The sequence below is a fragment of the Bacillus sp. FSL R5-0712 genome (assembly GCF_038593285.1).
Classification (GTDB): Bacteria; Bacillota; Bacilli; order Bacillales; family Bacillaceae; genus Bacillus; species Bacillus safensis.
Genome location: NZ_CP151981.1, coordinates 3,461,227 through 3,483,472, shown reverse-complemented (window position 1 = coordinate 3,483,472; position 22,246 = coordinate 3,461,227). Strand labels below are relative to the sequence as shown.

At 43.6% G+C, this 22,246-nt stretch carries 20 protein-coding genes; 15 read left to right on the top strand and 5 right to left on the bottom strand.

The features are described 5' to 3' along the window. Nucleotides 1–39: 39 nt before the first annotated feature. The 3 genes from NSU11_RS17960 to argS all read left to right on the top strand — a co-directional run bounded on the left by NSU11_RS17960 (nucleotide 40) and on the right by argS (nucleotide 2,601). A complete protein-coding gene (locus NSU11_RS17960) occupies nucleotides 40–384 on the top strand; it encodes a hypothetical protein (protein WP_024426364.1) in 345 nt (114 codons plus the stop codon). Nucleotides 385–508: 124 nt separating this feature from the next. Beyond that, on the top strand, nucleotides 509–931 hold the full coding sequence (locus tag NSU11_RS17955; RefSeq protein ID WP_171464760.1) for a DUF1934 family protein: 423 nt from the start codon (nucleotides 509–511) through the stop codon (nucleotides 929–931). After that, nucleotides 928–2,601, top strand: a complete 1,674-nt coding sequence (argS, locus tag NSU11_RS17950; RefSeq protein ID WP_024426363.1) for an arginine--tRNA ligase — start codon at nucleotides 928–930, stop codon at nucleotides 2,599–2,601. The genes NSU11_RS17955 and argS overlap by 4 nt, the downstream gene beginning before the upstream one ends. A gap of 295 nt (nucleotides 2,602–2,896) precedes the next feature. Here argS and NSU11_RS17945 read toward each other — a convergent pair whose 3' ends face one another. Then, on the bottom strand, nucleotides 2,897–3,868 hold the full coding sequence (locus tag NSU11_RS17945; protein WP_171464759.1) for a S66 peptidase family protein: 972 nt from the start codon (nucleotides 3,866–3,868) through the stop codon (nucleotides 2,897–2,899). A 152-nt stretch (nucleotides 3,869–4,020) separates the two neighbouring features. On the opposite strand from NSU11_RS17945, the gene cls (NSU11_RS17940) reads away from it, so the two are divergent. The 3 genes from cls (NSU11_RS17940) (at nucleotide 4,021) to NSU11_RS17930 (ending at nucleotide 8,586) form a co-directional block, all read left to right on the top strand. Beyond that, nucleotides 4,021–5,523, top strand: coding sequence for a cardiolipin synthase (gene cls, locus NSU11_RS17940; RefSeq protein ID WP_263904849.1), 1,503 nt, complete (start codon nucleotides 4,021–4,023; stop codon nucleotides 5,521–5,523). Nucleotides 5,524–5,628: 105 nt separating this feature from the next. Beyond that, on the top strand, nucleotides 5,629–7,344 hold the full coding sequence (locus NSU11_RS17935) for an ABC transporter ATP-binding protein (protein ID WP_125585845.1): 1,716 nt from the start codon (nucleotides 5,629–5,631) through the stop codon (nucleotides 7,342–7,344). A 243-nt stretch (nucleotides 7,345–7,587) separates the two neighbouring features. Next, nucleotides 7,588–8,586, top strand: a complete 999-nt coding sequence (locus NSU11_RS17930) for a S66 peptidase family protein (protein WP_025093867.1) — start codon at nucleotides 7,588–7,590, stop codon at nucleotides 8,584–8,586. Nucleotides 8,587–8,815: 229 nt separating this feature from the next. Here the strand turns inward: NSU11_RS17930 and NSU11_RS17925 are convergent, their stop codons facing one another. The 3 genes from NSU11_RS17925 to cls (NSU11_RS17915) form a co-directional block, all read right to left on the bottom strand. Further along, entirely contained in the window at nucleotides 8,816–9,070 is a 255-nt protein-coding gene (locus tag NSU11_RS17925; protein ID WP_024423759.1) for a hypothetical protein, read from the bottom strand. A 73-nt stretch (nucleotides 9,071–9,143) separates the two neighbouring features. Continuing rightward, nucleotides 9,144–10,106 carry a UV DNA damage repair endonuclease UvsE gene (gene uvsE / locus NSU11_RS17920; RefSeq protein WP_025093868.1) on the bottom strand — a complete coding sequence of 321 codons (963 nt, stop codon included), beginning with the start codon at nucleotides 10,104–10,106 and terminating at the stop codon, nucleotides 9,144–9,146. Between the two features lie 12 nt (nucleotides 10,107–10,118). Further along, nucleotides 10,119–11,315 (bottom strand): cardiolipin synthase, encoded by a 1,197-nt coding sequence (gene cls, locus NSU11_RS17915; RefSeq protein WP_120207874.1) that lies wholly within the window; start codon nucleotides 11,313–11,315, stop codon nucleotides 10,119–10,121. Nucleotides 11,316–11,458: 143 nt separating this feature from the next. Between cls (NSU11_RS17915) and NSU11_RS17910 the strand changes: the two genes are divergently transcribed. The 8 genes from NSU11_RS17910 (at nucleotide 11,459) to pyrG (ending at nucleotide 20,960) form a co-directional block, all read left to right on the top strand. After that, complete coding sequence (locus tag NSU11_RS17910) at nucleotides 11,459–13,570, top strand: heterodisulfide reductase-related iron-sulfur binding cluster (RefSeq protein WP_311164943.1); 2,112 nt, start codon at nucleotides 11,459–11,461, stop codon at nucleotides 13,568–13,570. Nucleotides 13,571–13,673: 103 nt separating this feature from the next. Continuing rightward, the gene (locus NSU11_RS17905) at nucleotides 13,674–14,867 is read left to right on the top strand and encodes an acetyl-CoA C-acetyltransferase (protein WP_311164942.1); all 1,194 of its coding nucleotides are present in this window, start codon (nucleotides 13,674–13,676) and stop codon (nucleotides 14,865–14,867) included. Beyond that, nucleotides 14,867–15,730, top strand: a complete 864-nt coding sequence (locus tag NSU11_RS17900) for a 3-hydroxybutyryl-CoA dehydrogenase (RefSeq protein ID WP_024423755.1) — start codon at nucleotides 14,867–14,869, stop codon at nucleotides 15,728–15,730. The genes NSU11_RS17905 and NSU11_RS17900 overlap by 1 nt, the downstream gene beginning before the upstream one ends. Before the next feature lie 11 nt (nucleotides 15,731–15,741). Beyond that, the gene (locus tag NSU11_RS17895) at nucleotides 15,742–16,854 is read left to right on the top strand and encodes an acyl-CoA dehydrogenase family protein (protein WP_311164941.1); all 1,113 of its coding nucleotides are present in this window, start codon (nucleotides 15,742–15,744) and stop codon (nucleotides 16,852–16,854) included. Nucleotides 16,855–16,870: 16 nt separating this feature from the next. Beyond that, nucleotides 16,871–18,013, top strand: a complete 1,143-nt coding sequence (locus tag NSU11_RS17890; RefSeq protein ID WP_311164940.1) for an acyl-CoA dehydrogenase — start codon at nucleotides 16,871–16,873, stop codon at nucleotides 18,011–18,013. A 146-nt stretch (nucleotides 18,014–18,159) separates the two neighbouring features. Next, nucleotides 18,160–18,357 carry a hypothetical protein gene (locus tag NSU11_RS17885; protein ID WP_044330930.1) on the top strand — a complete coding sequence of 66 codons (198 nt, stop codon included), beginning with the start codon at nucleotides 18,160–18,162 and terminating at the stop codon, nucleotides 18,355–18,357. Between the two features lie 216 nt (nucleotides 18,358–18,573). Then, nucleotides 18,574–19,113, top strand: coding sequence for a DNA-directed RNA polymerase subunit delta (gene rpoE, locus NSU11_RS17880; RefSeq protein WP_311164939.1), 540 nt, complete (start codon nucleotides 18,574–18,576; stop codon nucleotides 19,111–19,113). A gap of 239 nt (nucleotides 19,114–19,352) precedes the next feature. Beyond that, nucleotides 19,353–20,960 (top strand): CTP synthase (glutamine hydrolyzing), encoded by a 1,608-nt coding sequence (gene pyrG / locus NSU11_RS17875; RefSeq protein WP_024423750.1) that lies wholly within the window; start codon nucleotides 19,353–19,355, stop codon nucleotides 20,958–20,960. Between the two features lie 40 nt (nucleotides 20,961–21,000). Here pyrG and NSU11_RS17870 read toward each other — a convergent pair whose 3' ends face one another. Continuing rightward, a complete protein-coding gene (locus tag NSU11_RS17870) occupies nucleotides 21,001–21,531 on the bottom strand; it encodes a DUF2529 domain-containing protein (protein WP_024423749.1) in 531 nt (176 codons plus the stop codon). Nucleotides 21,532–21,711: 180 nt separating this feature from the next. Here NSU11_RS17870 and NSU11_RS17865 point away from each other — a divergent pair, with 180 nt between their 5' ends. Further along, the gene (locus NSU11_RS17865) at nucleotides 21,712–22,086 is read left to right on the top strand and encodes a response regulator (RefSeq protein WP_003214681.1); all 375 of its coding nucleotides are present in this window, start codon (nucleotides 21,712–21,714) and stop codon (nucleotides 22,084–22,086) included. The last annotated feature ends 160 nt before the right edge of the window (nucleotides 22,087–22,246 follow it).

Genomic DNA, 22,246 nt, shown 5'->3' with positions numbered 1-22,246 from the left:
CTTTTTTTTACATTGGTCAAAAAATAAAGGAGGGAGCTCATGTTTTCGTCAATATTGATGGTGTTCCTCGCTTTATGTGTGTTAGGGGCAGGCTTTCTCACATTGAAACGAGAGCTCGCAGCTGATCCGCCTGTTTTTGCTTCAAAGAAGGAAGCGAAGGTAGAGATGCTGGGGCTGTTTCACGATCGAGGCTTTTTCTATCTGACGGCCATTGCGTTATTCATGCAGTTATTTAAAAAGGATCAAATCGCACCATTTGATTTTTTTCAGGCATTTTTGGCAAGTTCAGGCATACAGGCTCTTTTTTACTTAATGAAAAGAAAAGACTTAGGTGTAAAGGCTGGACTTGTCGTAGTGGTCAGTTGTATTTTTCTTTTTTTCTAAAGGGATGTCTGAAGATGAAAAACGAAGTTTAATCGCCGTGAAGAAGAGAAATGATGGTATGATAGGCGATCGTGATTATGGTATACTATTTTAGTTAAACGGGTCTTAGCAAAGGAAGTGCAAAATGACACAAAACCAAATTTCAATTCATGTAAAGTCAGTGATGAAACCAGAGACGGAGCCGGCTGAAACGATCGAATTCCGCACGACTGGAACGTACCAAGAGAAGAATGACAAAACGTATCTCACTTATCATGAAGAACATGAAATGGGTCAAGTAAAAACCGTTGTGAAAATGAGTGAAAAAGAAATTTTTGTGATGAGATCAGGGGCTATTCAAATGAAGCAGCGCTTTCTCATTGGAGAAACGACCGTCACACATTACAAGATGCCATTCGGTACACTTCAGCTAGATGTGCACACACATGGTATTGATCTCGATGTGGACAAGGGGCTGCTGCACATTACGTACGATATGCTGACAGGAGAAGATCAAAAGCATTTACATACATTATCGATTTCGTATAAGGAGGATTTACGTTCATGAATATCGCAGAACAGGTCAAAGATGCGTTAAAAGAAGAAATCATAGCGGCAGTCGTCAAAGCAGGACTTGCCGATGAAAGCCAGGTGCCAGATGTCCTTTTAGAAGTGCCGAAAGACAAAACTCACGGTGATTACTCTACCAACATGGCGATGCAGCTTGCCCGCATTGCGAAAAAAGCACCTCGTCAAATCGCAGAGGACATCGTCAATGCGTTTGATAAAGGGAAAGCTTCCATTGAAAAACTGGATATCGCAGGTCCAGGATTCATTAACTTTTATATGAACAATCAGTATTTAACAAAGCTCATTCCAGCTGTTCTTGAGGCAAAAGAAGCTTATGGCGAAACGAATACAGGCGGCGGTCAAAAGGTGCAAGTCGAATTCGTCTCAGCCAACCCAACAGGTGACCTTCACCTTGGACATGCCCGCGGTGCAGCTGTAGGAGATTCCCTTTGCAACATCCTTGATAAAGCAGGGTTCGATGTGAGCCGTGAATACTATATCAACGATGCAGGAAATCAAATCAATAACCTCGCTTTATCTGTAGAAGTACGTTATTTTGAGGCACTCGGTCTTGAAAAAGAAATGCCTGAAGACGGCTACAGAGGAGAAGACATCAAAGGCATCGGACAAAAGCTTGCGGATGAATTTGGTGACCGTTTCGTTCATGAGCCGGAAGAAGAGCGGATGAAGTTCTTCCGTGAATACGGCTTGAAATACGAATTAGAAAAATTACGTGTAGACCTTGAGAATTTCCGTGTGCCATTTGATGTATGGTATTCAGAAACCTCTTTATATGAAAACGGAAAAATCGAACCAGCGCTGGAAACACTTCGTGAAAAAGGCTATGTCTTTGAAGAAGACGGCGCAACATGGCTCCGTTCAACTGATTTTGGCGATGACAAGGACCGTGTACTGATTAAAAAAGACGGCAGCTTCACTTACCTGCTTCCAGACATCGCATATCATAAAGACAAATTGGACAGAGGCTTTGACCAGCTCATTAACATTTGGGGAGCGGACCATCACGGCTATATTCCTCGGATGAAAGCGGCGATCCAAGCACTTGGATATCCAGCTGACAAGCTTGAAGTAGAAATCATTCAGCTTGTGCATCTTTACAAAAACGGCGAAAAGATGAAGATGAGTAAACGTACAGGAAAAGCCGTCACAATGCGTGATCTGATTGAAGAAGTCGGCTTAGATGCGACTCGTTATTTCTTTGCGATGAGAAGTGCGGCGACACATATGGACTTTGACCTAGACTTAGCGATTTCTACGTCTAACGAAAACCCTGTGTACTATGCACAATATGCGCATGCGAGAATTTGCAGCATGCTGCGTCAAGGTGAAGAAAAAGGCTATGAACCGAACCTTGAAAAAGCCGATTTCTCTCACATTCAATCGGAAAAAGAATACGATCTTCTGAAAATCATTGGCAGCTTCCCAGAAGTTGTAGCAGAAGCAGCTGAAAAGCGTATTCCACACCGCGTGACGAACTATATTTATGACCTTGCATCAGCCCTTCACAGCTTCTACAATGCCGAGAAGGTCATTGACGCAGAAAACGAAACAAAAACAACAGCACGTCTTTCACTCATGAAAGCAACACAAATTACGCTTGCTAATGCATTAAAACTAATTGGTGTATCGGCTCCGGAGAAGATGTAATGAAATGAAAGAAAGCCCCACTCTATTGAATGAGTGGGGCTTTTTCGTATAAAACCCCGCTATCCTCAAGAGATAGCGGGGTTTTGAAAATTAACCAAGCGTATTAATTATGTTAGAAATAGAATCAAATAATTGGCTAAGTACATCAGAGAACATATTTTTGCCTCCTCTCTTTTCTTTTTACATCTACTTAACGAAGGGAATGAAGGGTTGGATCACTTTTTCTAAAAAAACTTTAAAAAAGATGGTGGCATAGAAAAAAGCACCGCCTATTCGGGTGCTTTTTGGCCTTAAGTTATGAATGAATGCGCAGCTTCACGTCTCCATTTGTACACGCTAGCTGAACGTTTCCACCAATCGGGAAGGTGAAGACTGGCTGTGTATGTCCGATATCGACGTCGTAAATCACTGGGATGTGTTTGAGCATTGGATGCTTATCTAGGATGAATCTTAAATGTTCCTCTGTCATGTTGGATTTCTTCTGAAAGCGTCCGATGATCAACCCTTTGATTGATTGTGCATGCTGCAAGAGGGAGGTAAGGTCTCTGGCGAACATTTCAGGGAATACCAGATCATCATCCTCGACAAATAAGATCGCATCCTTTACATTCGGCATAAACGATGTCCCTTGCAGTAAGTTCAGTGTACAAAGGTTTCCGCCAAACAAGGTGCCTTCAGCTGTTCCTTCCTGATATATGTTCCATTTCGTCGGATGAAACTGCCTATTCGCTTGATCTAGATACCACGCGTCATCACTCCATTTTGTCGAAGGAATCACATCAAACGGTTCGCCGCCGTTCATCAAACAAGCTTGAAACATGGCGGTCTGCTCTTCCTGTCCCTGCTCCATTTGAAAGCTTGAGAAATGGGGGCCAGAATATGTCATCATATCACATTTCGCTGTAATGGCGTTTGCAAGTGCAGTGATGTCACTATAGCCGCAAAGGACTTTAGGATGCTGTCGGATCAAATCGTAATCAATATAAGGCAAAAGCTCATTGCAGTTAAAGCCTCCGATGGCTGTCAAAATACCATCAACCTCATCATCTTTGAACGCCTCATGCAGATCAGACAAGCGGTGTTCAATAGACGATGAGGAATGAATGTCACATTCAAACACATGCTGTCCAAAAGAGACAGTGAAGCCTAAAGACTCTAAACGTTTTTTCGCTTGAGAAATTCCTTCTTTTGATAAAATGCTGGCACTTCGGCTTGGGGCAATGACACGAATATGGCCGCCTTTTTTTAAAGGAGAGGGTGTATGCATAAACAAATCTTCCTTTCCATCACATATTTCTCCATTATATCGGATCAAATAGCTCAAGTCTGTAAAGGCTAGGAAAAAGGAATGGGTCGTGCGTTTCATACAAGCTGTGCAAAGGGTATGGAAGAGAAAAAGACAGAATGAGGGCGGAGAATGTGAAAAAGAGAAGACTGGAATTTTTATTTTTATATTTTATGATATTCGGGGCATATGTGGTGTATTGGTGGACTGTGCCGGCGTGGAGCGTTCAGCTGTACGCAGCGATTTATATCGCCATTATTTTATTTAGTATCATCTCACTCATGCTGGAGAACCGTACATCACAGCACACGCTGTTATGGATATATGTGCTCATTTTTTTCCCGATCATTGGCTATATGTTCTATCTGTTCTCAGGGCAGCTCTATGTAAAGGGTCATTTATTCAAATCAAAGAGAATGTATAACCGCGAGAAATTACGCAGAATCTCTGAGCTTGAGAGTAAGCCGAATGAGTCACGTTTAACCGATAATCAGCGTGCTTTTTTTCATTACACAGAAAAAGCAACAGGTATGCATGTGAACACAAATAGTGATATGGAGATTTTAAAGAATGGGGAGGAGACGTTCCCCAGAATTTTTGAAGAGTTAAAAAAGGCAAAATCGTTCATTCATATTGAATATTACATGTTCAAATCCGATTTCCTCGGCCACCGGATGATGGAGATTTTGATTGAAAAAGTGAAAGAAGGGGTAGAGGTCCGTTTCATATATGATGCGGCTGGCAGCATCCGCTTCTCGCGAAAAGATATTAAACGCTTGAAGCAGGCAGGGGTCAAGGTCGCTCCTTTTCTACCTTTAAAATATGGATTCTTTAATCAAAAATTCAATTTCCGAAATCACCGGAAAATCGTCATTATTGATGGAGAGACAGGGTTTGTCGGCGGGTTAAATGTCGGCAAGGAATACGTAGGACGGGATGAAAAGATTGGCTTTTGGCGTGATACGCATGCCATGTTAAAGGGTGAGGCTGTTCAGACCCTTCATTCCGTTTTTATGCTCGACTGGGAATACGTATCAGATGAAGTATTAATTGATGATCCGAAGTATCATACGCCGCATTCTGTGACAGGCGATGATGTCATTCAGGTTGTACCAACTGGACCTGATATGAAAGAAAGTATGAGTGATTTATATGATGCTCTCATTTCTAATGCGAAACAATTTGTCTGGATTGCCACACCTTACTTTGTACCAAACGAATCGATTCGCACTGCGCTCAAAATCGCTGCCACAAGAGGGGTGGATGTACGGGTGATGGTACCAGAGATCAATGACGGTTTTCTCACGCAATATGCCACACGATCCTATTTTTCTGAGCTTCTAAAAGAGGGCATCAAGGTGTATCACTATCAAAAAGGGTTTATGCATCAAAAGGTGATGATTGCTGATGGAGAACTAGCCTCTGTCGGCACCGCGAATGTCGATATGAGAAGCTTTCAGCTCAATTTTGAGGTCAATGTCTTTACAACTGCGAAAAAGCCAATTGAGCAATTGATGGCCCACTATGAGGAAGATATGAAGGAATGTGAGCAAATGGGTCCTGTACATTTTTATAAAAGAGGCTTAAAAGAGCGGTTGAAGGAATCATTTGCCCGGTTGTTTTCTGGCGTATTATGAGGATTTCCAGTCAATGAAATCATTTCCTGATCTAGTATTTTGAAGAGGATTCCTCTATAATTGAAAATGATTATCAATTATAGAGGAAATGAGGTTCTTTTACATATGCTAAAACGCTTTTTCGCTTATTACAGGCCCTATCGCGGTCTGTTCTTTTTAGATTTCTTTTGCGCTGTCGCAGTTGGATTAATGGAACTTGGTTTCCCGCTGATCGTGAACTACTTCATTGATACATTATTACCAACAGGGAATTGGACGGTCATTGCCTGGACCGCACTTGCTCTGTTTATCATTTATGCACTCAGCTCGGTTATGCAGTTTATTGTGTCGTACTGGGGGCACATGTTAGGTATCAATATTGAAACAGATATGAGGAAGAAGCTGTTTGATCATTTTCAGCGTCTCTCATTTAAGTTCTTTGATAACAACAAAACGGGTAAGCTTATGTCTCGGATGACAAATGACCTCATGTACATTGGTGAGGTGGCTCATCACGGACCTGAGGATTTGTTTATTGCGATTATGACGATTCTTGGCGCCTTTGCTGTCATGCTGATGATTAACTGGCAGCTTGCTATTTTAACCTTCTTGATCATGCCTGTCATCATCTGGCTCGCCCTTCATTTTAATAAGAAGATGACGCAGGCGATTACGCAGCTGAACAATGACATTGGAGACTTTCATGCAAGGGTTGAAAACAATATTGGCGGCATTCGTCTTGTTCAAGCCTTTGCCAACGAACATTTCGAGAAAAAGCGTTTTGCTGAAAACAACAACCGCTTTCGAAAAGCGAAGCTTCTTTCATATAAAATCATGTCGGTCAACGGCTCAATCAGTTACATTCTCACCCGTCTTGTGACACTGTTTGTCCTTCTGGCAGGGACATGGTTTGTTCTGCAAGGGCAATTAACGGCAGGTGGATTTATCGCGTTTGTTCTCATTACAAACGTCTTATTCAGACCGATTGATAAAATCAACACAGTGATTGAAATGTATCCGAAAGGAATTGCGGGCTTTAAAAGCTATGTCGATTTACTTGAAACAGAGCCAGATGTGAAGGATACAGAGGGAGCTCGTGATGTATTCGGGCTAAAAGGTGAAATTGAATATCGAAACGTGACATTTGGCTACGATGAGCACAGCCATGTGTTAAAGGATATCGATTTGAAGATCAAACAAGGAGAAACTGTTGCGTTTGTCGGTCCTTCAGGAGCCGGGAAATCGACGATTTGCAGTTTGCTGCCACGTTTTTATGATGTGGATAAAGGGGAGATTACGATTGATGGTGTGAGTACAAAATCGATGACCTTGTCTTCTTTAAGACAGCAGATCGGCATTGTGCAGCAGGATGTCTTTTTATTCTCAGGCACCATTCGAGAAAACATCGCGTACGGCAACCTAGAAGCCAGCGATGCAGAGATTTGGGAGGCTGTACGTCGTGCACATTTAGAGGAACTCGTTCAGCGTTTCCCGGAAGGATTAAATACGGTGATAGGCGAGCGCGGCGTCAAATTGTCAGGCGGTCAAAAGCAGCGCTTGTCAATTGCGCGGATGTTCCTAAAAAATCCTTCGATTCTTATTTTAGATGAAGCTACATCAGCACTTGATACAGAAACAGAAAAAGCTATACAGGATGCACTGAGCGAACTGGCTGTCGGCAGGACAACACTCGTCATTGCCCACCGCCTGGCAACAATTAAACACGCCGACCGTATCATCGTCGTGACAGAGGAAGGCATCCAAGAACAAGGCCGCCACCAAGAGCTCATCCAAATGGGCGGCGTGTACAGCAGACTGCATGAAGCGCAGTTTGGTCATTGATCAGCGCTAGACAAACCCTCGTATTCACCCGCAGTTCTGCGTGCCGGTGCTCACGAATGTCAATTCGCTCCGCTCCGGTACTCGCCCTTCCTAGGGCTGCAAAGGTTTTCTATCACGCTGAAAAGAAGACAAAGGGCTAAAATAAAAATCATTTTAGCCCTTTGTCAACAATCTGAGAGCTCTTTTGTTAAAGGGCTTTTTTTGTTAGGATAGAAAAAATGCGTGTAGGAAGGATCTGATGGAATGAAGGGGCTTCGGCGATTACAAAAGGGCGATAAGATCGGTATATTTTCACCTTCTAGTCCTGCATCAGCGACCTCGCCTCTTAGGTATGAGCGGGCGAAGAAGTGGCTTGAGCAAAAAGGATTCATTGTGGTTCCAGGATCATTAACAGGGAAAGAGGATTACTACCGTTCAGGTACAATTCAAGAACGAGCAGATGAGCTGAATGAGCTGATGGCTAGAGAGGACTTGGCGTGCATCATGTCAATGATTGGCGGGACGAATTCAAATAGTTTGCTGCCTTATCTTGATTTTGACCTGCTGAAACAACATCCGAAAATCATGATCGGTTATTCAGATGCGACAGCGATTCTACTAGCGGCGTACGAAAAAACGGGACTGCCTGTTTTCTACGGGCCTGCGCTTGTTCCTTCTTTTGGCGAGTTTGAACCGTTTGTTAATAATACATATCAGTCATTTGAGGACATCCTGATGTCCCAACAAACCATTCCTTATCAGATTGAAAAACCGCCTTTTTGGACAGATGAACGAATCAATTGGGAAGAAAAGACGCGTGACAAAAAACAGCGTCCGAATGATTGGCTGTGCGCCATAGAGGGACAGGCAGAAGGCAGATTGATCGGCGGAAACTTGAATGCGATGTACGGCATATGGGGAAGTGAATTCATGCCAGCGGTGAAAAACGGAGACATCCTTCTCATTGAAGATTGTATGAAAACCGCGTCGGTTGTAGAAAAGAACTTCTCTTTATTGAAAGTAAATGGAGTGTTTGAACGGGTATCAGGGATTCTTTTAGGAAAACATGAGCTGTTTGATGATGAAGGAACGGGCAAAGAACCTTACGAGATTTTACTTGAGGTGCTCGGAGAGACAAAAAGACCACTCATCGCTGATTTTGACTGTGCCCATACGCACCCAATGCTTACGATGCCAATCGGGGCACAAGTGAAAATGGATGCATCCTCCAAACAAGTTTGGTTAACAAAAGAGTGGATATAGCAAAAGAGCAGCCCGCGGCTGCTCTCCCAGCATGTAGACAAATCCTCGCATTCGGTGTCAGGCCTGCGTGCCGGTGCTCACGAATGTCAAATTCGCTCCGCGCCGGTACTCGTCCTTCCTAGGCTGCAAAGGTTTTCTATCACGCTGAAAAGAAGACAAATGGCTAAAATCAACATCATTTTAGCCATTTGTCAACCAATCTGAAAGAGCAGGCTGAGGCTGCTCTTCTTTATGAAACCGTCTCTTTTTCAAACGGCTGAAGGAGATCTTGCGCTTTTTTCCCCTCTACGACAATTAAGTAGTCAGACTCTAAATGAGTGAGCCTGAAGGTTTCAAGCTCTACGATGTTCTTAATGCTGCACATTGTTTTTTTAGAATACACATATATACGATGCTGAGCCTGCTGGCACTTTTCATAAAGAGAAATAAGCTTATGTAAATTCAACGCTTTCGCAGCGATTCGGATTGAATAGATTTGAGACATCTTCATATCCTCCTGTTAATTACTTTCTCACAATAGCTTTGTTACCCCCATTTGCACAAAGGTAAACCTTTCTTTATGATTTCCACTCAATGGTTCCTCCGCCCGTCCGCCGATTGCCCCTTATCGCAGACAGCTCTTCGACTAGACGGAGCAGAGCCTGATCCTTTAATTTTGCTTCAATCATGAAATCTACATCACGGCCATACGGTTTTAATGCTTGAAAAAGCGGTAAGACAAAATTCATATCTACTCCATCTGCATGACTGCGTATAGCTTTTTCTGATTTTGGTGAAGACAAATGGATTTTGGGCGGAATCCCAGTGTTTGTCCACGTGTCGAACATTCTTGGCAGGATGTCATCGAGTGCGGCATCGTCATCTTTATTTGCCACGTGATGATGGTAATCAAAAACAAACGGAATGTCATGCTTTTCACATACACCAAGCGTTTCGAGCGACGTATATGTTTTGTCATCGTTCTCAAGTGTCATTCTCGCTTTGATATGAGCTGGAAGCTGTTTGATATTTTCATCAAAGCGTTGAAGAGCCGATTCTTTATCGCCGTACGCCCCGCCTACATGAATGTTCATGTAGCCTTCCTTATCGAGCTTCATCGCCTCAAGCATCTGATAATGATACGTCATATCGATGACGGCATTTTCTGTAATGGAAGGTTTGGGGCTAGTAAACAAGGTGAATTGATTGGGGTGAAAACTGACCCGTAAGCCGTGCCGTTTCACCAGCTTGCCGATCTCAAGAAATTCTTTGTGAAAAGGTGTCACAAAGTCCCAGCGCACCTCTGGATGGGTCGCGAGCGGGACGATCGAGCTTGAAAAACGGTAAAGCGGGATATCATGAGCAATGGCGAAATAAAGCGTTCTTAATGTATTCACGAGATTGGCCTTCGTTGTTCGCAATAAAGCCTCTTTTCTTTCTCCCTTAGCGAGCTTGCTGTATCTTGCAAAGGTCAGCGACTTGGCAGGAGAAGCTTCCCACAAGGTGACGGCATTGGATACATAACCAAATCGATAACGCATAGGTCATCTCCTTTATAAAAAATACGAGAACATGGCGGCAACCCACTCAAGCGGCCGAGTGAAAAGCGGACGCTTTGACAATGTTTCTTCTGTCAGGATCTCAGAAACCTCCATATGCTCCCGAATCTTTTCTTCTACGTGTACAGTAAAAGCAGGATCATCAATGGCTACATCTACTTCTTCGTTTAAAAACAAGCTGCGTTTATCAAAATTCGCGGTACTAATCATACAGCGGCTGTGATCAATCAAAATGGCTTTAGAATGATAAAACCCTTTATAAAAACGATAAACAAGACATCCAGAGGCAATGAGGTCCTTCAAATAATGAAAGCCAGCCTCTTTGACAAGTGGATGATCCGCTTTCATTGGAATGATAATTTCAACTGTGACGCCCCGCTTTCGTGCATCAAGCAGCGCCTTCAGAAGAGGGGCTGATGGAATAAAATAAGGCGTACAGATGATGATCTGTTTCCTCGCCTGCTGAATATCTTGGAGAAATAAAGCTTCTAAAGAAAAGCCAGCAGTCGCGCGTGTTGTGCATTGTAATGTTCCCGGTTCCAATGCAGGGAAAACCTCATATTGCAGCTGATGAATGCCAGACGAACGGTACAAATCATTCAGAAACACATGCTGGAGATCTGCGACAACCTGTCCAGTCATCCGCAAATGATAATCCTTCCAAATGCCAAATCGGCCTTTCTTCCCAACATATTCATCACCTATATTAAATCCGCCAATATAGCCAATTTTCCCATCAATCACCGTAATTTTACGGTGATTTCTCATGTTTAGACGGTAAATCAAAAAAGGGAAACGAGGCTTATTTAAAAAGTAAAATTGAATGCCGCTTCTTTCTAGCATGTCAATCGCCTTTTGATCAAACGGATAAGAGCCTAATCGGTCGGTCAGCAAAAAGACGGATACTCCTTGCTCCGCTTTGGCTTTCAATGCTTGTAAGACCCTTTGACCAATCTTGTCGTTCTTTACAATAAAGAACATCATATGAATAGAAGAAGAGGCCTGCTGTATATCGGTAAGCAGCTGATCGAAAAATGGTTCGCCATCATGATAAAAGGCAGCATCGCCGCTTGTTTGGTCAAAAGACCGTTCAAATGCGTGAGTAGAAAAATATTTCCTTCCCATATAAAGGTCTAACATCACGAGCAAAACGATGGCAATGAGTACGAGTAGGATGATCAATGCGATCATGAAACTTCCTCCTTTTTTGCATATTTCAATAGTGTACCCAAACGCGTAAAAAATATTGACTGAATACTCATTCATTATTTATGATAGAGGTACAACATGGAAACGGAACAAAGTGGGTTTTGGGGAATGAAAGGGGGAGCAAGATGAATAGCCTTTTAATCATCAACTTGATCGCATTTGCGGCGGTGACCGCTTACGCAGTGTATTTGTTTGTTTATCTCATTCGAACACGAGCGGCGTATATTCGTCTTGGTAAAAAAGAAGAGTTTCAACAAGACATGAAGAAACGCTTAGAGCGTGTTTGGGTCAATGTATTTGGGCAAAAGAAGCTGTTAAAGGACAAGAAGAGCGGCATCATTCATGTGCTGTTTTTCTACGGATTTATCCTCGTACAGTTTGGAGCCCTTGATTTTATTCTGAAGGGGCTTATTCCAGACAGCGGGCTTCCTTTAGGTCCGGTGTACGGCGTCTTTACGTTTTTCCAAGAGGTGGTCACACTTCTCATTTTAGTGGCCGTTGTATGGGCTTTCCATAGAAGATACGTGGAGAAGCTTATCCGTTTAAAACGAGGCTTCAAATCAGGTCTAGTGCTTTTATTTATTGGCGGCTTAATGCTGACAGTCTTACTTGGGAACGGCATGAACATCATCTGGCATGGACACTCTCTATCACCAACTGAGCCAATCGCTTCTGGTATTGCTTTCTTGCTGGGCGGAATTTCACCTCTTGCGGCTGCGATTGTTTTTTATGCCGCATGGTGGGTGCATCTTCTTATTTTGCTGACATTCTTAGTATATGTTCCTCAGTCAAAGCACGCCCATCTAATTGCAGGGCCTGTGAACGTATTTGTCAGCAGATTAGACCCGCCAGGCAAGCTGCAAAAAATCGATTTTGAAGATGAGACACAAGAGACCTTCGGTGTGGGGAAAATTGAAGACTTCCGTCAGTCTCAGCTCATCGATCTTTACGCTTGTGTGGAATGCGGGCGCTGCACGAATATGTGCCCGGCAACAGGGACAGGGAAGATGCTGTCTCCGATGGATTTGATATTAAGGTTAAGAGATCATTTAACCAATAAAGGGGCCGCTATTACATCAAAGACACCTTGGGTCCCGCAGCTTGCCTTCAAGCAGACTACAGGAAACCAGCTGGCACTGCAGGCGAGAGGAGCAGGTGCGGAAGAGTCGGCTGCCAGCTCGATATATCATCCTTCTCTTATTGGAGAGGTCATTACAGAAGAAGAAATCTGGGCATGTACGACGTGCCGAAACTGTGAAGACCAATGCCCTGTCATGAATGAACACGTTGATAAGATTATTGATATGCGCAGATATCTTGTCTTGACTGAAGGAAAAATGGACGCAGATGCACAGCGTGCCATGACAAGCATTGAGCGCCAAGGGAACCCGTGGGGGCTGAACCGGAAAGAAAGAGAAAATTGGCGTGAACTGAGAGAAGATGTGCATGTGCCGACAGTGAAAGAGCTGAAAAAAACAGAGCAAACTTTTGATTATTTATTCTGGGTTGGTTCAATGGGGGCTTATGACAATCGAAGCCAAAAGATTGCGCTTGCCTTTGCGAAGCTCCTCAATGAAGCGGGGGTCACCTTTGCGATCCTAGGCAATAAAGAGAAGAACTCAGGTGATACACCAAGAAGACTCGGAAACGAATTTTTATTCCAAGAGCTTGCTGCAAAAAACATTGAAGAATTCCAGAAAAACGGCGTTACAAAGATCGTCACGATTGATCCACACGCCTACAACTTATTTAAAAATGAATATCCAGACTTCGGACTTGAGGCAGAAGTGTACCATCATACAGAATTACTGGCAGAGTTAGTGAAAGAAGGGAAAATAACACCTGTACATGAAGTAAACGAAGTGATTACCTTCCACGACTCTTGCTACCTAGGCAGATATAACGAAGTGTACGACCCGCCAAGAGACATTTTAAAAGCCATTCCTGGTGTGACGCTGAAAGAAATGGAGCGCAATCGTGAAACTGGTATGTGCTGCGGAGCAGGCGGGGGCTTAATGTGGATGGAAGAAGAGACGGGTACCCGGATTAACACTGCACGAACGGAGCAGGCGTTACAGGTACAGCCGTCCATCATCAGCTCAGGGTGTCCTTATTGCTTAACGATGCTGGGAGATGGGACGAAGGCGAAGGAAGTAGAGGAGCAGGTAGGCACATTTGATGTCGCCGAACTTCTTGAAAAATCAGTGTTTGGTGAGCCTGGAAAGCAGGTGTCGTAAACATGACAGGCCGATGAATAGGATGTTCATCGGCTTATCCATGGCGCTGCTTCATCAGCTGCCTAAATGATATGTAAGCGGTAACAAACGGGGAGGGGCATATATGAGTACGACGGTCATTGTATCTGGAGCAAGAACACCATTTGGAAAACTAGGCGGTGCTCTCAGTGGTTTGACTGCCGCAGAACTAGGCGGTATAGCGATCAAGGCTGCACTGGAAAGAGTTTCGGGTTCTCATGAAATAGATGAGGTCATCATGGGATGTGTGTTACAAGGAGGGCAAGGGCAGATTCCTTCAAGGCAAGCAGCAAGATATGCTGATCTTCCTTGGTCTGTTCCAACACAAACCATCAATAAAGTCTGTGCATCCGGAATGCGCAGTGTGACTGCAGCAGATCAAATCATTCGAGCCGGAGATGCTGAGGTCATCGCAGCGGGCGGTATGGAATCTATGTCTCACGCTCCTTATCTGCTAAAAAAAGCGCGATGGGGCTACAAAATGGGAGATGGTGCAGTACAAGATGCGATGATTTTAGATGGGTTAACCTGTTCGTTTACAGGCGTTCATATGGGTGAGTATGGAAGTATGGCTGCAATGGAGCTCGGCATCACGCGCGAAGAGCAGGATCTGTGGGCACTCAGAAGTCATGAACGGGCCATCGAAGCGCAAAAAAACGGCTTTTTTCAACATGAAATCACCCCCGTCACCGTCAAAATAAAAACGGGAGAACGGCTGATCACAGAAGATGAGTCTCCGCGGCGTGATACGTCATATGAACGGCTGTCAAAGCTCATGCCTGTTTTTGATCAGAAGGGGACCATCACCGCTGGAAATGCACCAGGTGTCAATGATGGTGCAAGTGCGCTCCTTTTAATGAAAGACACGTATGCTGCACGGCATGACGTAAAGCCAATGGCAGTCGTTCTCGGTCATGCTCAGATTGCTGTAGAGGCGAAGGATTTTCCGAAAACACCAGCCTTTGCTATCGAGAAGCTTTTAAAGAAAACAGGAAAGCGCCTAGAGGATATTGATTTGTTTGAAATCAATGAGGCCTTTTCAGCTGTGGCTTTGGCATGTGAAAAAATAACCGGGATCGACCGGCGGAAAATGAATATCAACGGGGGGGCTGTCGCAATCGGTCATCCGATTGGGGCAAGCGGAACACGCGTCATATTGACATTGATTCATGCATTAAGACAAAGAGGCGGAGGCCTTGGCATTGCGGCGATTTGCAGCGGAGGCGGTCAAGGAGACGCCATCATGATAAAGGTAGATGAAAAGGGAGGCGTTTATTGATGAGTATAGAAGAGACCGTTATGGTCGTTGGGGCTGGTCAAATGGGATCAGGCATTGCCCAAGTGTTTGCTCAGTCAGGCTATACAGTTCTGCTCCATGATGTATCAGAAAAGCAGATTCATCGAGCGATTTCCTCCATGACCAAACAACTGACGAAGCGGGCAGAAAAAGGAAAGCTGGCACATCAGGCAGTCCGAGATATTACGCAGCGGCTTGCCGTTTCCACAGATTTAAAAGACATGCAACAGGCTCATTTAGTCATAGAAGCCGCATCAGAACAAATGAGTGTGAAAAAACAAATCTTTGAAACACTTGATCAATTTGCAGAGGCTGAGGCCATATTTGCGACAAACACGTCTTCCTTGTCGATCACAGAATTAGCAGCTGTGACGAGCAGACCGGAGAAAGTGATTGGCATGCATTTTATGAATCCGGTTCCTGTCATGAAACTGGTTGAAGTCATTCGAGCACTGCAAACGAGTGATGACACATATCAAGTTGTTTATGAAACAGCGAAGACATTAAACAAAACCCCAATTGAAGTGGAAGACTTCCCGGGGTTTGTATCAAATCGCATATTGATGCCAATGATCAATGAAGCCATTTACACCCTGTATGAAGGCGTAGCAGATGCAGAAAGCATTGATGACGTGATGACACTTGGGATGAATCATCCAATGGGGCCGCTTCGTCTAGCTGATTTCATCGGACTGGATACATGTTTATTTATTATGAATACCCTTCACGAGGGACTTGGAGACAGCAAATATCGGCCTTGTCCTCTTTTGAAAAAATACGTGAATGCAGGCTGGCTGGGCAAAAAGACAAAGAGAGGTTTTTACACATACCACGACCACTCATAGGGGGAGTCAAGATGGATGTTTTGCTTACGGATAAACAGCGTCTCTGGAGAGAACAGACAGCAGAATTTGCACGCCAGCGTATATTCCCTGAAGTAGAAGCCATGGAACAAGGCCGGTTTCCAAACACCCTTTTAAGTGAAATGGGGCGGAAAGGCTATCTAGGAATTCCAATACCAGCTTCGTATCAAGGCTTAGGAGCAGATTTTACAACGTATATCATTGCAATCCATGAATTATCGAAAGTGAGTGCGACCATCGGTGTCATTGTGTCCGTTCATACATCTGTTGTGACGATGCCTATTTTGACTTTTGGAACGAAGGAACAAAAAGAAACTTATGTGCCGCCGCTTGCATCCGGGAAGAAGCTGGGCGCCTTTTGTCTGACTGAACCAAAGGCCGGATCAGATGCCTCCAGTATTCAGTTAAGAGCAGAGCGGAGGGGCGGCGATTATGTATTAAATGGGACGAAAATCTTTATCACAAGCGGCGGAGAAGCAGAACTGTATCTTGTCTTTGCGGTGACCGATCCAGCTTCTGCGAGAAAAAATATATCGGCGTTCATTGTCGAGAAAGATACGCCGGGATTTACGATTGGAAAAGATGAGAAAAAGATGGGACTGCACGGTTCAAAAACAGTCACGCTTCATTTTGATGGCGTGCGGATTCCAAAAGATCAGCTGCTCGGTGCAGAAGGAGAGGGCTTTCAAATTGCCATGTCCAGCCTAAATGCAGGGAGAATCGGAATTGCGGCTCAAAGCCTTGGCATTGCAGAAGCCGCTTTAACCGAGGCAGTGGTCTATTTAAAGAAGCATCCAGCAGGTCTTGAAACGACCATTCGGCTGGGCGATTTGGCGGCGAAGCTTGAGGCAGCCAAACTACTCGTCTATCAAGCGGCTTCTTTCAAAGAGGCAAATCGACCGGTCACAAAGGAAGCATCAATGGCAAAGCTATTTGCTTCAAAAACGGCGGTAGAGATCAGTACAGAAGCGATCCATTTGCTAGGCATGGATGGTTATACGAATCGCTATCAAGCAGAACGTTACTTTCGTGATGCGAAAATTTGTGAAATCTATGAAGGAACAAGTGAAATTCAAAGGCTGGTCATCTGTAAACAGCTAATATGAAACGAGGTGGCTCACGATGCAGTTCCAATTAAGTGATGAACATGAAATGATTCAAAAAATGGTGAGAGACTTTGCGAAAAATGAAGTGGAGCCAACAGCAGCAAAGCGAGACGACACAGAGACATATGATCCATCTATTTTTCGCAAAATGGCGGAGCTCGGTTTAACGGGTATCCCTTGGCCGGAAGACGTGGGCGGAATTGGCAGTGACTATTTAGCCTACGTCATAGCAGTTGAGGAGCTTTCAAGAGTGTGCGCCTCTACAGGTGTCACCCTGTCCGCTCATACATCTCTTGCTTCATGGCCAATCTATACATTCGGAACAAAGGAACAAAAAGAGACCTACTTAAAACCGCTTGCAGAAGGGCAGAAGATGGGAGCATACGCACTTACTGAGAGCGGTTCTGGTTCAGATGCTGGCGGAATGAAGACAACGGCCGTCAAGGCAGGCAGTGAATATGTCCTGAACGGGGCGAAAATCTTTATTACAAATGGAGGCATTGCAGATTATTATATTGTGTTTGCCGTAACAGACCAAGAAGCTTCATCTCGAAATACAACTGCTTTTATTGTAGAAAAAGAGACACCTGGTTTTTCCGTTGGCAAAAAGGAAAGCAAACTGGGCATACGTTCTTCGCCAACAACTGAAATTCGATTTGAAGATTGCCGAATTCATGAAAGGAACCGGCTCGGTCAAGAAGGAGAAGGGTTCAAGATAGCCATGATGACACTCGATGGCGGCAGAAACGGCATTGCTGCACAGGCGGTTGGGATTGCTCAAGGCGCTCTTGATGCGGCGGTTGATTATGCCAAGGAACGTAAACAATTTGGCAAACCAATCATTCAGCAGCAAGGGATCGCCTTTAAGCTGGCTGATATGGCAACAGCGATTGAAGCATCAAGGCTGCTTACTTATCAGGCGGCATGGCTTGAAACGAAAGGCCTAACGTATGGAAAGGAATCAGCCATGTCCAAGCTCTTTGCCGGTGATACAGCGATGAAGGTGACGACAGAAGCGGTTCAAATCTTCGGCGGGTACGGCTACACAAAGGATTACCCAGTCGAACGATACATGCGTGATGCGAAAATCACTCAAATTTATGAAGGAACTCAGGAAATCCAGCGTCTGGTCATCTCAAGGAAACTGCTAGATATGTAGAAAACAAGCAAAGACCGCCTGAACGTGAGGTGGTCTGTTTTCGTTCGTCATGCAGTTTTCAAATGTAAGCGCATTGTCAATGTTCATCCATAACATCATCGTGTTATGTTAAAATTAGGGAAAATATCAATATGGAGGTTATGATGATGAACTCAACATTTATGGGCATTTTGGCAATCGTCACGATGGTGATCTGGATCATGGTGTCCGCGGAGCTTTCGAAATCTCCAAAAAAGCAGGAAGAAAAAGAAAACAGCCGCAGAAAACTAATCGTACTCATGTCTGCTGGAATGTTATTCACGATTCCTATCGTTGTCTCACTCATTCAGAACATCCCATTTTAAAACAGACGAGAAAAAACGGAACGACAAAAAGCATGCCGTACACACTCTAGGTGCTCCCCGTGAGAAAAATCAAAAATTAACATCAATAAAGGTGGCATAAACTCCCCTAATTTGTTTATAATGAGAGGTATGGTTTGTCGTAAGAATAAGGTATAAATACTTATTATTTCACTGATAAATGGATACATACATGTAATAGAAAGGGAGTGTCTGACCTTGAGTTTGAAAGAATACTCACAGGAACAGCTCAAACAAATGTCTTTAGTTGAACTTGCTTATGAAATTTTCAGAGACAGCAAAACACCAATTACGTTTTCCGAGTTAATAGATGAAATTGTCCGTTTGCAAGGAATACAAAAATCCGATCTTGATGATCGACTTGCTCAATTTTATACAGACTTAAATATAGATGGCCGCTTTATTTCGTTAGGTGATCAGAGATGGGGACTTCGCAGCTGGTATCCAGTTGATCAAATCGAAGAAGAAGTTCAGCCAGCTGTGAAAACAAAAGCGAAAAAGAAAAAATCAAAAGCAGCTGTCGTTGAAGACGACTTCGATGAAATCGAAGAGGAAGAAGAAATCGACGAGCTTGAAGAAGACCTTGATCTTGTAGAAGACGACGATGATCTCGACCTAGACGATGATGAAGAAATCGAAGAAGATCTTGAAGACTTCGACGAAGATGATGATGATGATGATGACGGCTTAACGGAGATTGATGAAGACGATTTAGACGATGATGAGGAAGAGAAATAACCCTCTCAAACCGGTCCTCAAAACAGGACAAAACCGTCTTGACTTTCCTGAGCGAACTATGTAGTATGTATTTTGGGCTCTCTAAAAAAGAGTACGTAAAGATACGTTCATTTACGCTCCCTTTCATTTATTTGAAAGGGAGCTTTCTTATTTTTCAAGAGATTTAGGGATACACTCTAAAAAGGATGAAGCTGTGCATGTGTAGACATGCAAGGGTAAAAAAGAGAGGAGCATACGAAATGACAAAGTATATTTTTGTAACAGGAGGAGTTGTTTCCTCACTTGGAAAAGGAATCACGGCTGCATCGTTAGGCCGCCTTCTGAAAAATAGAGGGATGGATGTTACCATTCAAAAATTCGATCCATACATCAACGTAGACCCAGGGACAATGAGTCCATACCAGCACGGTGAGGTTTTTGTCACAGATGATGGTGCGGAAACAGACCTTGACTTAGGTCACTACGAGCGTTTCATTGATATTAACTTAAATAAGTACAGCAACGTCACAACTGGTAAAATCTATTCTACTGTTCTGAAGAAAGAGCGCCGCGGTGATTACTTAGGTGGAACAGTACAGGTCATTCCCCACATTACAAATGAAATCAAAGACCGCGTGTACCGTGCCGGAAAAGAAACGGGTGCAGATGTGGTCATTACAGAAATCGGCGGAACAGTAGGAGATATCGAATCCCTTCCATTCCTTGAAGCCATTCGTCAAATGAAGAGTGACATCGGCCGTGAAAACGTGATGTACATTCATTGTACCCTTGTTCCTTACATCCGTGCAGCGGGTGAATTGAAAACAAAACCAACACAGCATAGTGTAAAAGAACTTCGCAGTCTTGGTATTCAGCCAAACGTCATCGTGGTCAGAACGGAAATGCCAATGACGCAAGATATGAAGGACAAAATTGCGCTATTCTGTGATATTGATACAAAAGCTGTTATCGAATGTCAGGATGCAGACACGCTATACTCCATTCCGCTTGATTTACAAAAACAAGGGCTGGACAAGCTAGTATGTGAACATATGAAACTTGACTGCCAAGATGCGGACATGACAGAGTGGACAGCGCTTGTTGATAAAGTGCAAAACCTTTCGAAACAAGTCACAATTGGTCTTGTAGGGAAGTATGTTGAGCTGCAAGATGCTTATATTTCAGTCGTTGAATCACTTCGTCATGCTGGTTATGCGTTTGATGCAGATGTTCAAATTAAATGGATCAATGCAGAAGAAGTGACAGCAGAGAATATCGCTGATTTCGTACAAGATGTTGACGGTATTATTGTTCCTGGAGGCTTCGGAGACCGCGGAGTAGAAGGGAAAATCATTGCTACGCAATATGCCCGTGAAAACAAAGTGCCATTCTTCGGAATCTGCTTAGGAATGCAAGTGGCATCTATCGAATACGCGAGAAACGTATTAGGCCTTGAGGGAGCTCATTCAGCGGAAATTGATCCTGAAACAGCATTCCCAATCATTGACCTTCTTCCAGAACAGAAGGATGTAGATGATCTAGGCGGAACACTTCGTCTCGGTCTATACCCTTGTAAATTAAATGAAGACTCAAAAGCATTTGCTGCATACAATGACGAAGTGGTCTACGAACGCCACCGTCATCGCTACGAGTTTAATAACGAATACAGACAGCAAATGGAAGCAGCAGGCTTTGTCTTCTCAGGTACAAGTCCAGACGGACGTCTTGTTGAAATTATTGAGCTGAAGGATCACCCTTGGTTCCTTGCTTCTCAGTTCCACCCAGAATTTGTTTCAAGACCAACAAGACCACAGCCGTTATTTAGAGATTTCGTTGGTGCTTCACTCCAAGCATCTGAATCAAAATAAAACAAAAAACTGCCGAGAATATCACTTCTCGGCAGTTTTTTTATTCATATTCCTCAACGATTTCCTTCACAGTAAACGATAGAGCGTGGTAGACGTATAAGCAGGTCATTAAAGCAGGATAACCAAACCTTGTCCCATCTTCAGCGGGCACAAGCGGTTTCTTGAGCTGGAAATCAATGTGGACATCACAATGCTCTTCAATCGTGGACGGCTCCTTTTGTGCCGGTCCTACACCAACAACGGGTGTCCCTTGTTCGTGCAGTTCTTTGACAAGAGATTGAATTTCTGGATCTTCTGGGTCTGAATAAAATAGCAGCACCCTGTCACTTGGATGAAGTAAGCTGCGCTCCTTTTGATCGAGGGGCAGTACCTTCGCACCGGGAAATGGCTCCTTGCTTTCAGATGCCTCTAGGGCGACAGCAGCCAGTTCATTCTTTCCATGAAAATAAACGGCATGTCCACTGACCACAGCCTGTGCAAGAAGGCGTGCACCGTCCTCAATCGCTTCAGCCTGCTTTTCTCCAATACGTGAAAAAATACCTGATAACTGGGTCGTAAAAATTTTTAACAAGACTCATTTCCTCCTTCGGTCAGATCATTTTATAATAGAATATAAAGAGAATATTAGGAAAAATGCTCAGAAAATGTCGTAAAGTAAACTATTATAATTAAAGGAAATGTGAAAATCAAACAGAATTATTTAACAACAGCTCTTTTTATGGCGAAAAATGAAAGCAATGGGGTGTAACAGATGAATGAGAAAATTTTAATTGTCGATGATCAGTACGGTATTAGAATATTATTGAATGAAGTGTTTCATAAAGAAGGCTATCAAACCTTTCAAGCTGCCAATGGACTTCAGGCATTAGATATTGTGAAAAACCATAGACCGAACCTTGTCCTGCTTGATATGAAAATTCCCGGAATGGATGGTATCGAAATTTTAAAACGAATGAAATTAATTGATGAAGACATTCGTGTCATCATTATGACAGCCTATGGAGAATTAGATATGATCCAAGAATCCAAAGAACTCGGTGCATTGACGCACTTCGCTAAGCCTTTTGATATTGATGAAATCCGAGATGCTGTTAAAGAATACCTGCCGCTTGAAACAAATGGCTAGATGGAAATGATTGAATCGAGTCATTCTGTTGCCGATTTGTCGAATAATTGGTATTCTAGAAAAGAAGAAGAAAGCGATCTGACTTTGAAAGTTTACATATGGCGAGAAATTCTGGTCATGCTAGGGTGGAGAGCTTTTTTTAGCAAGCAAATTAGCTACA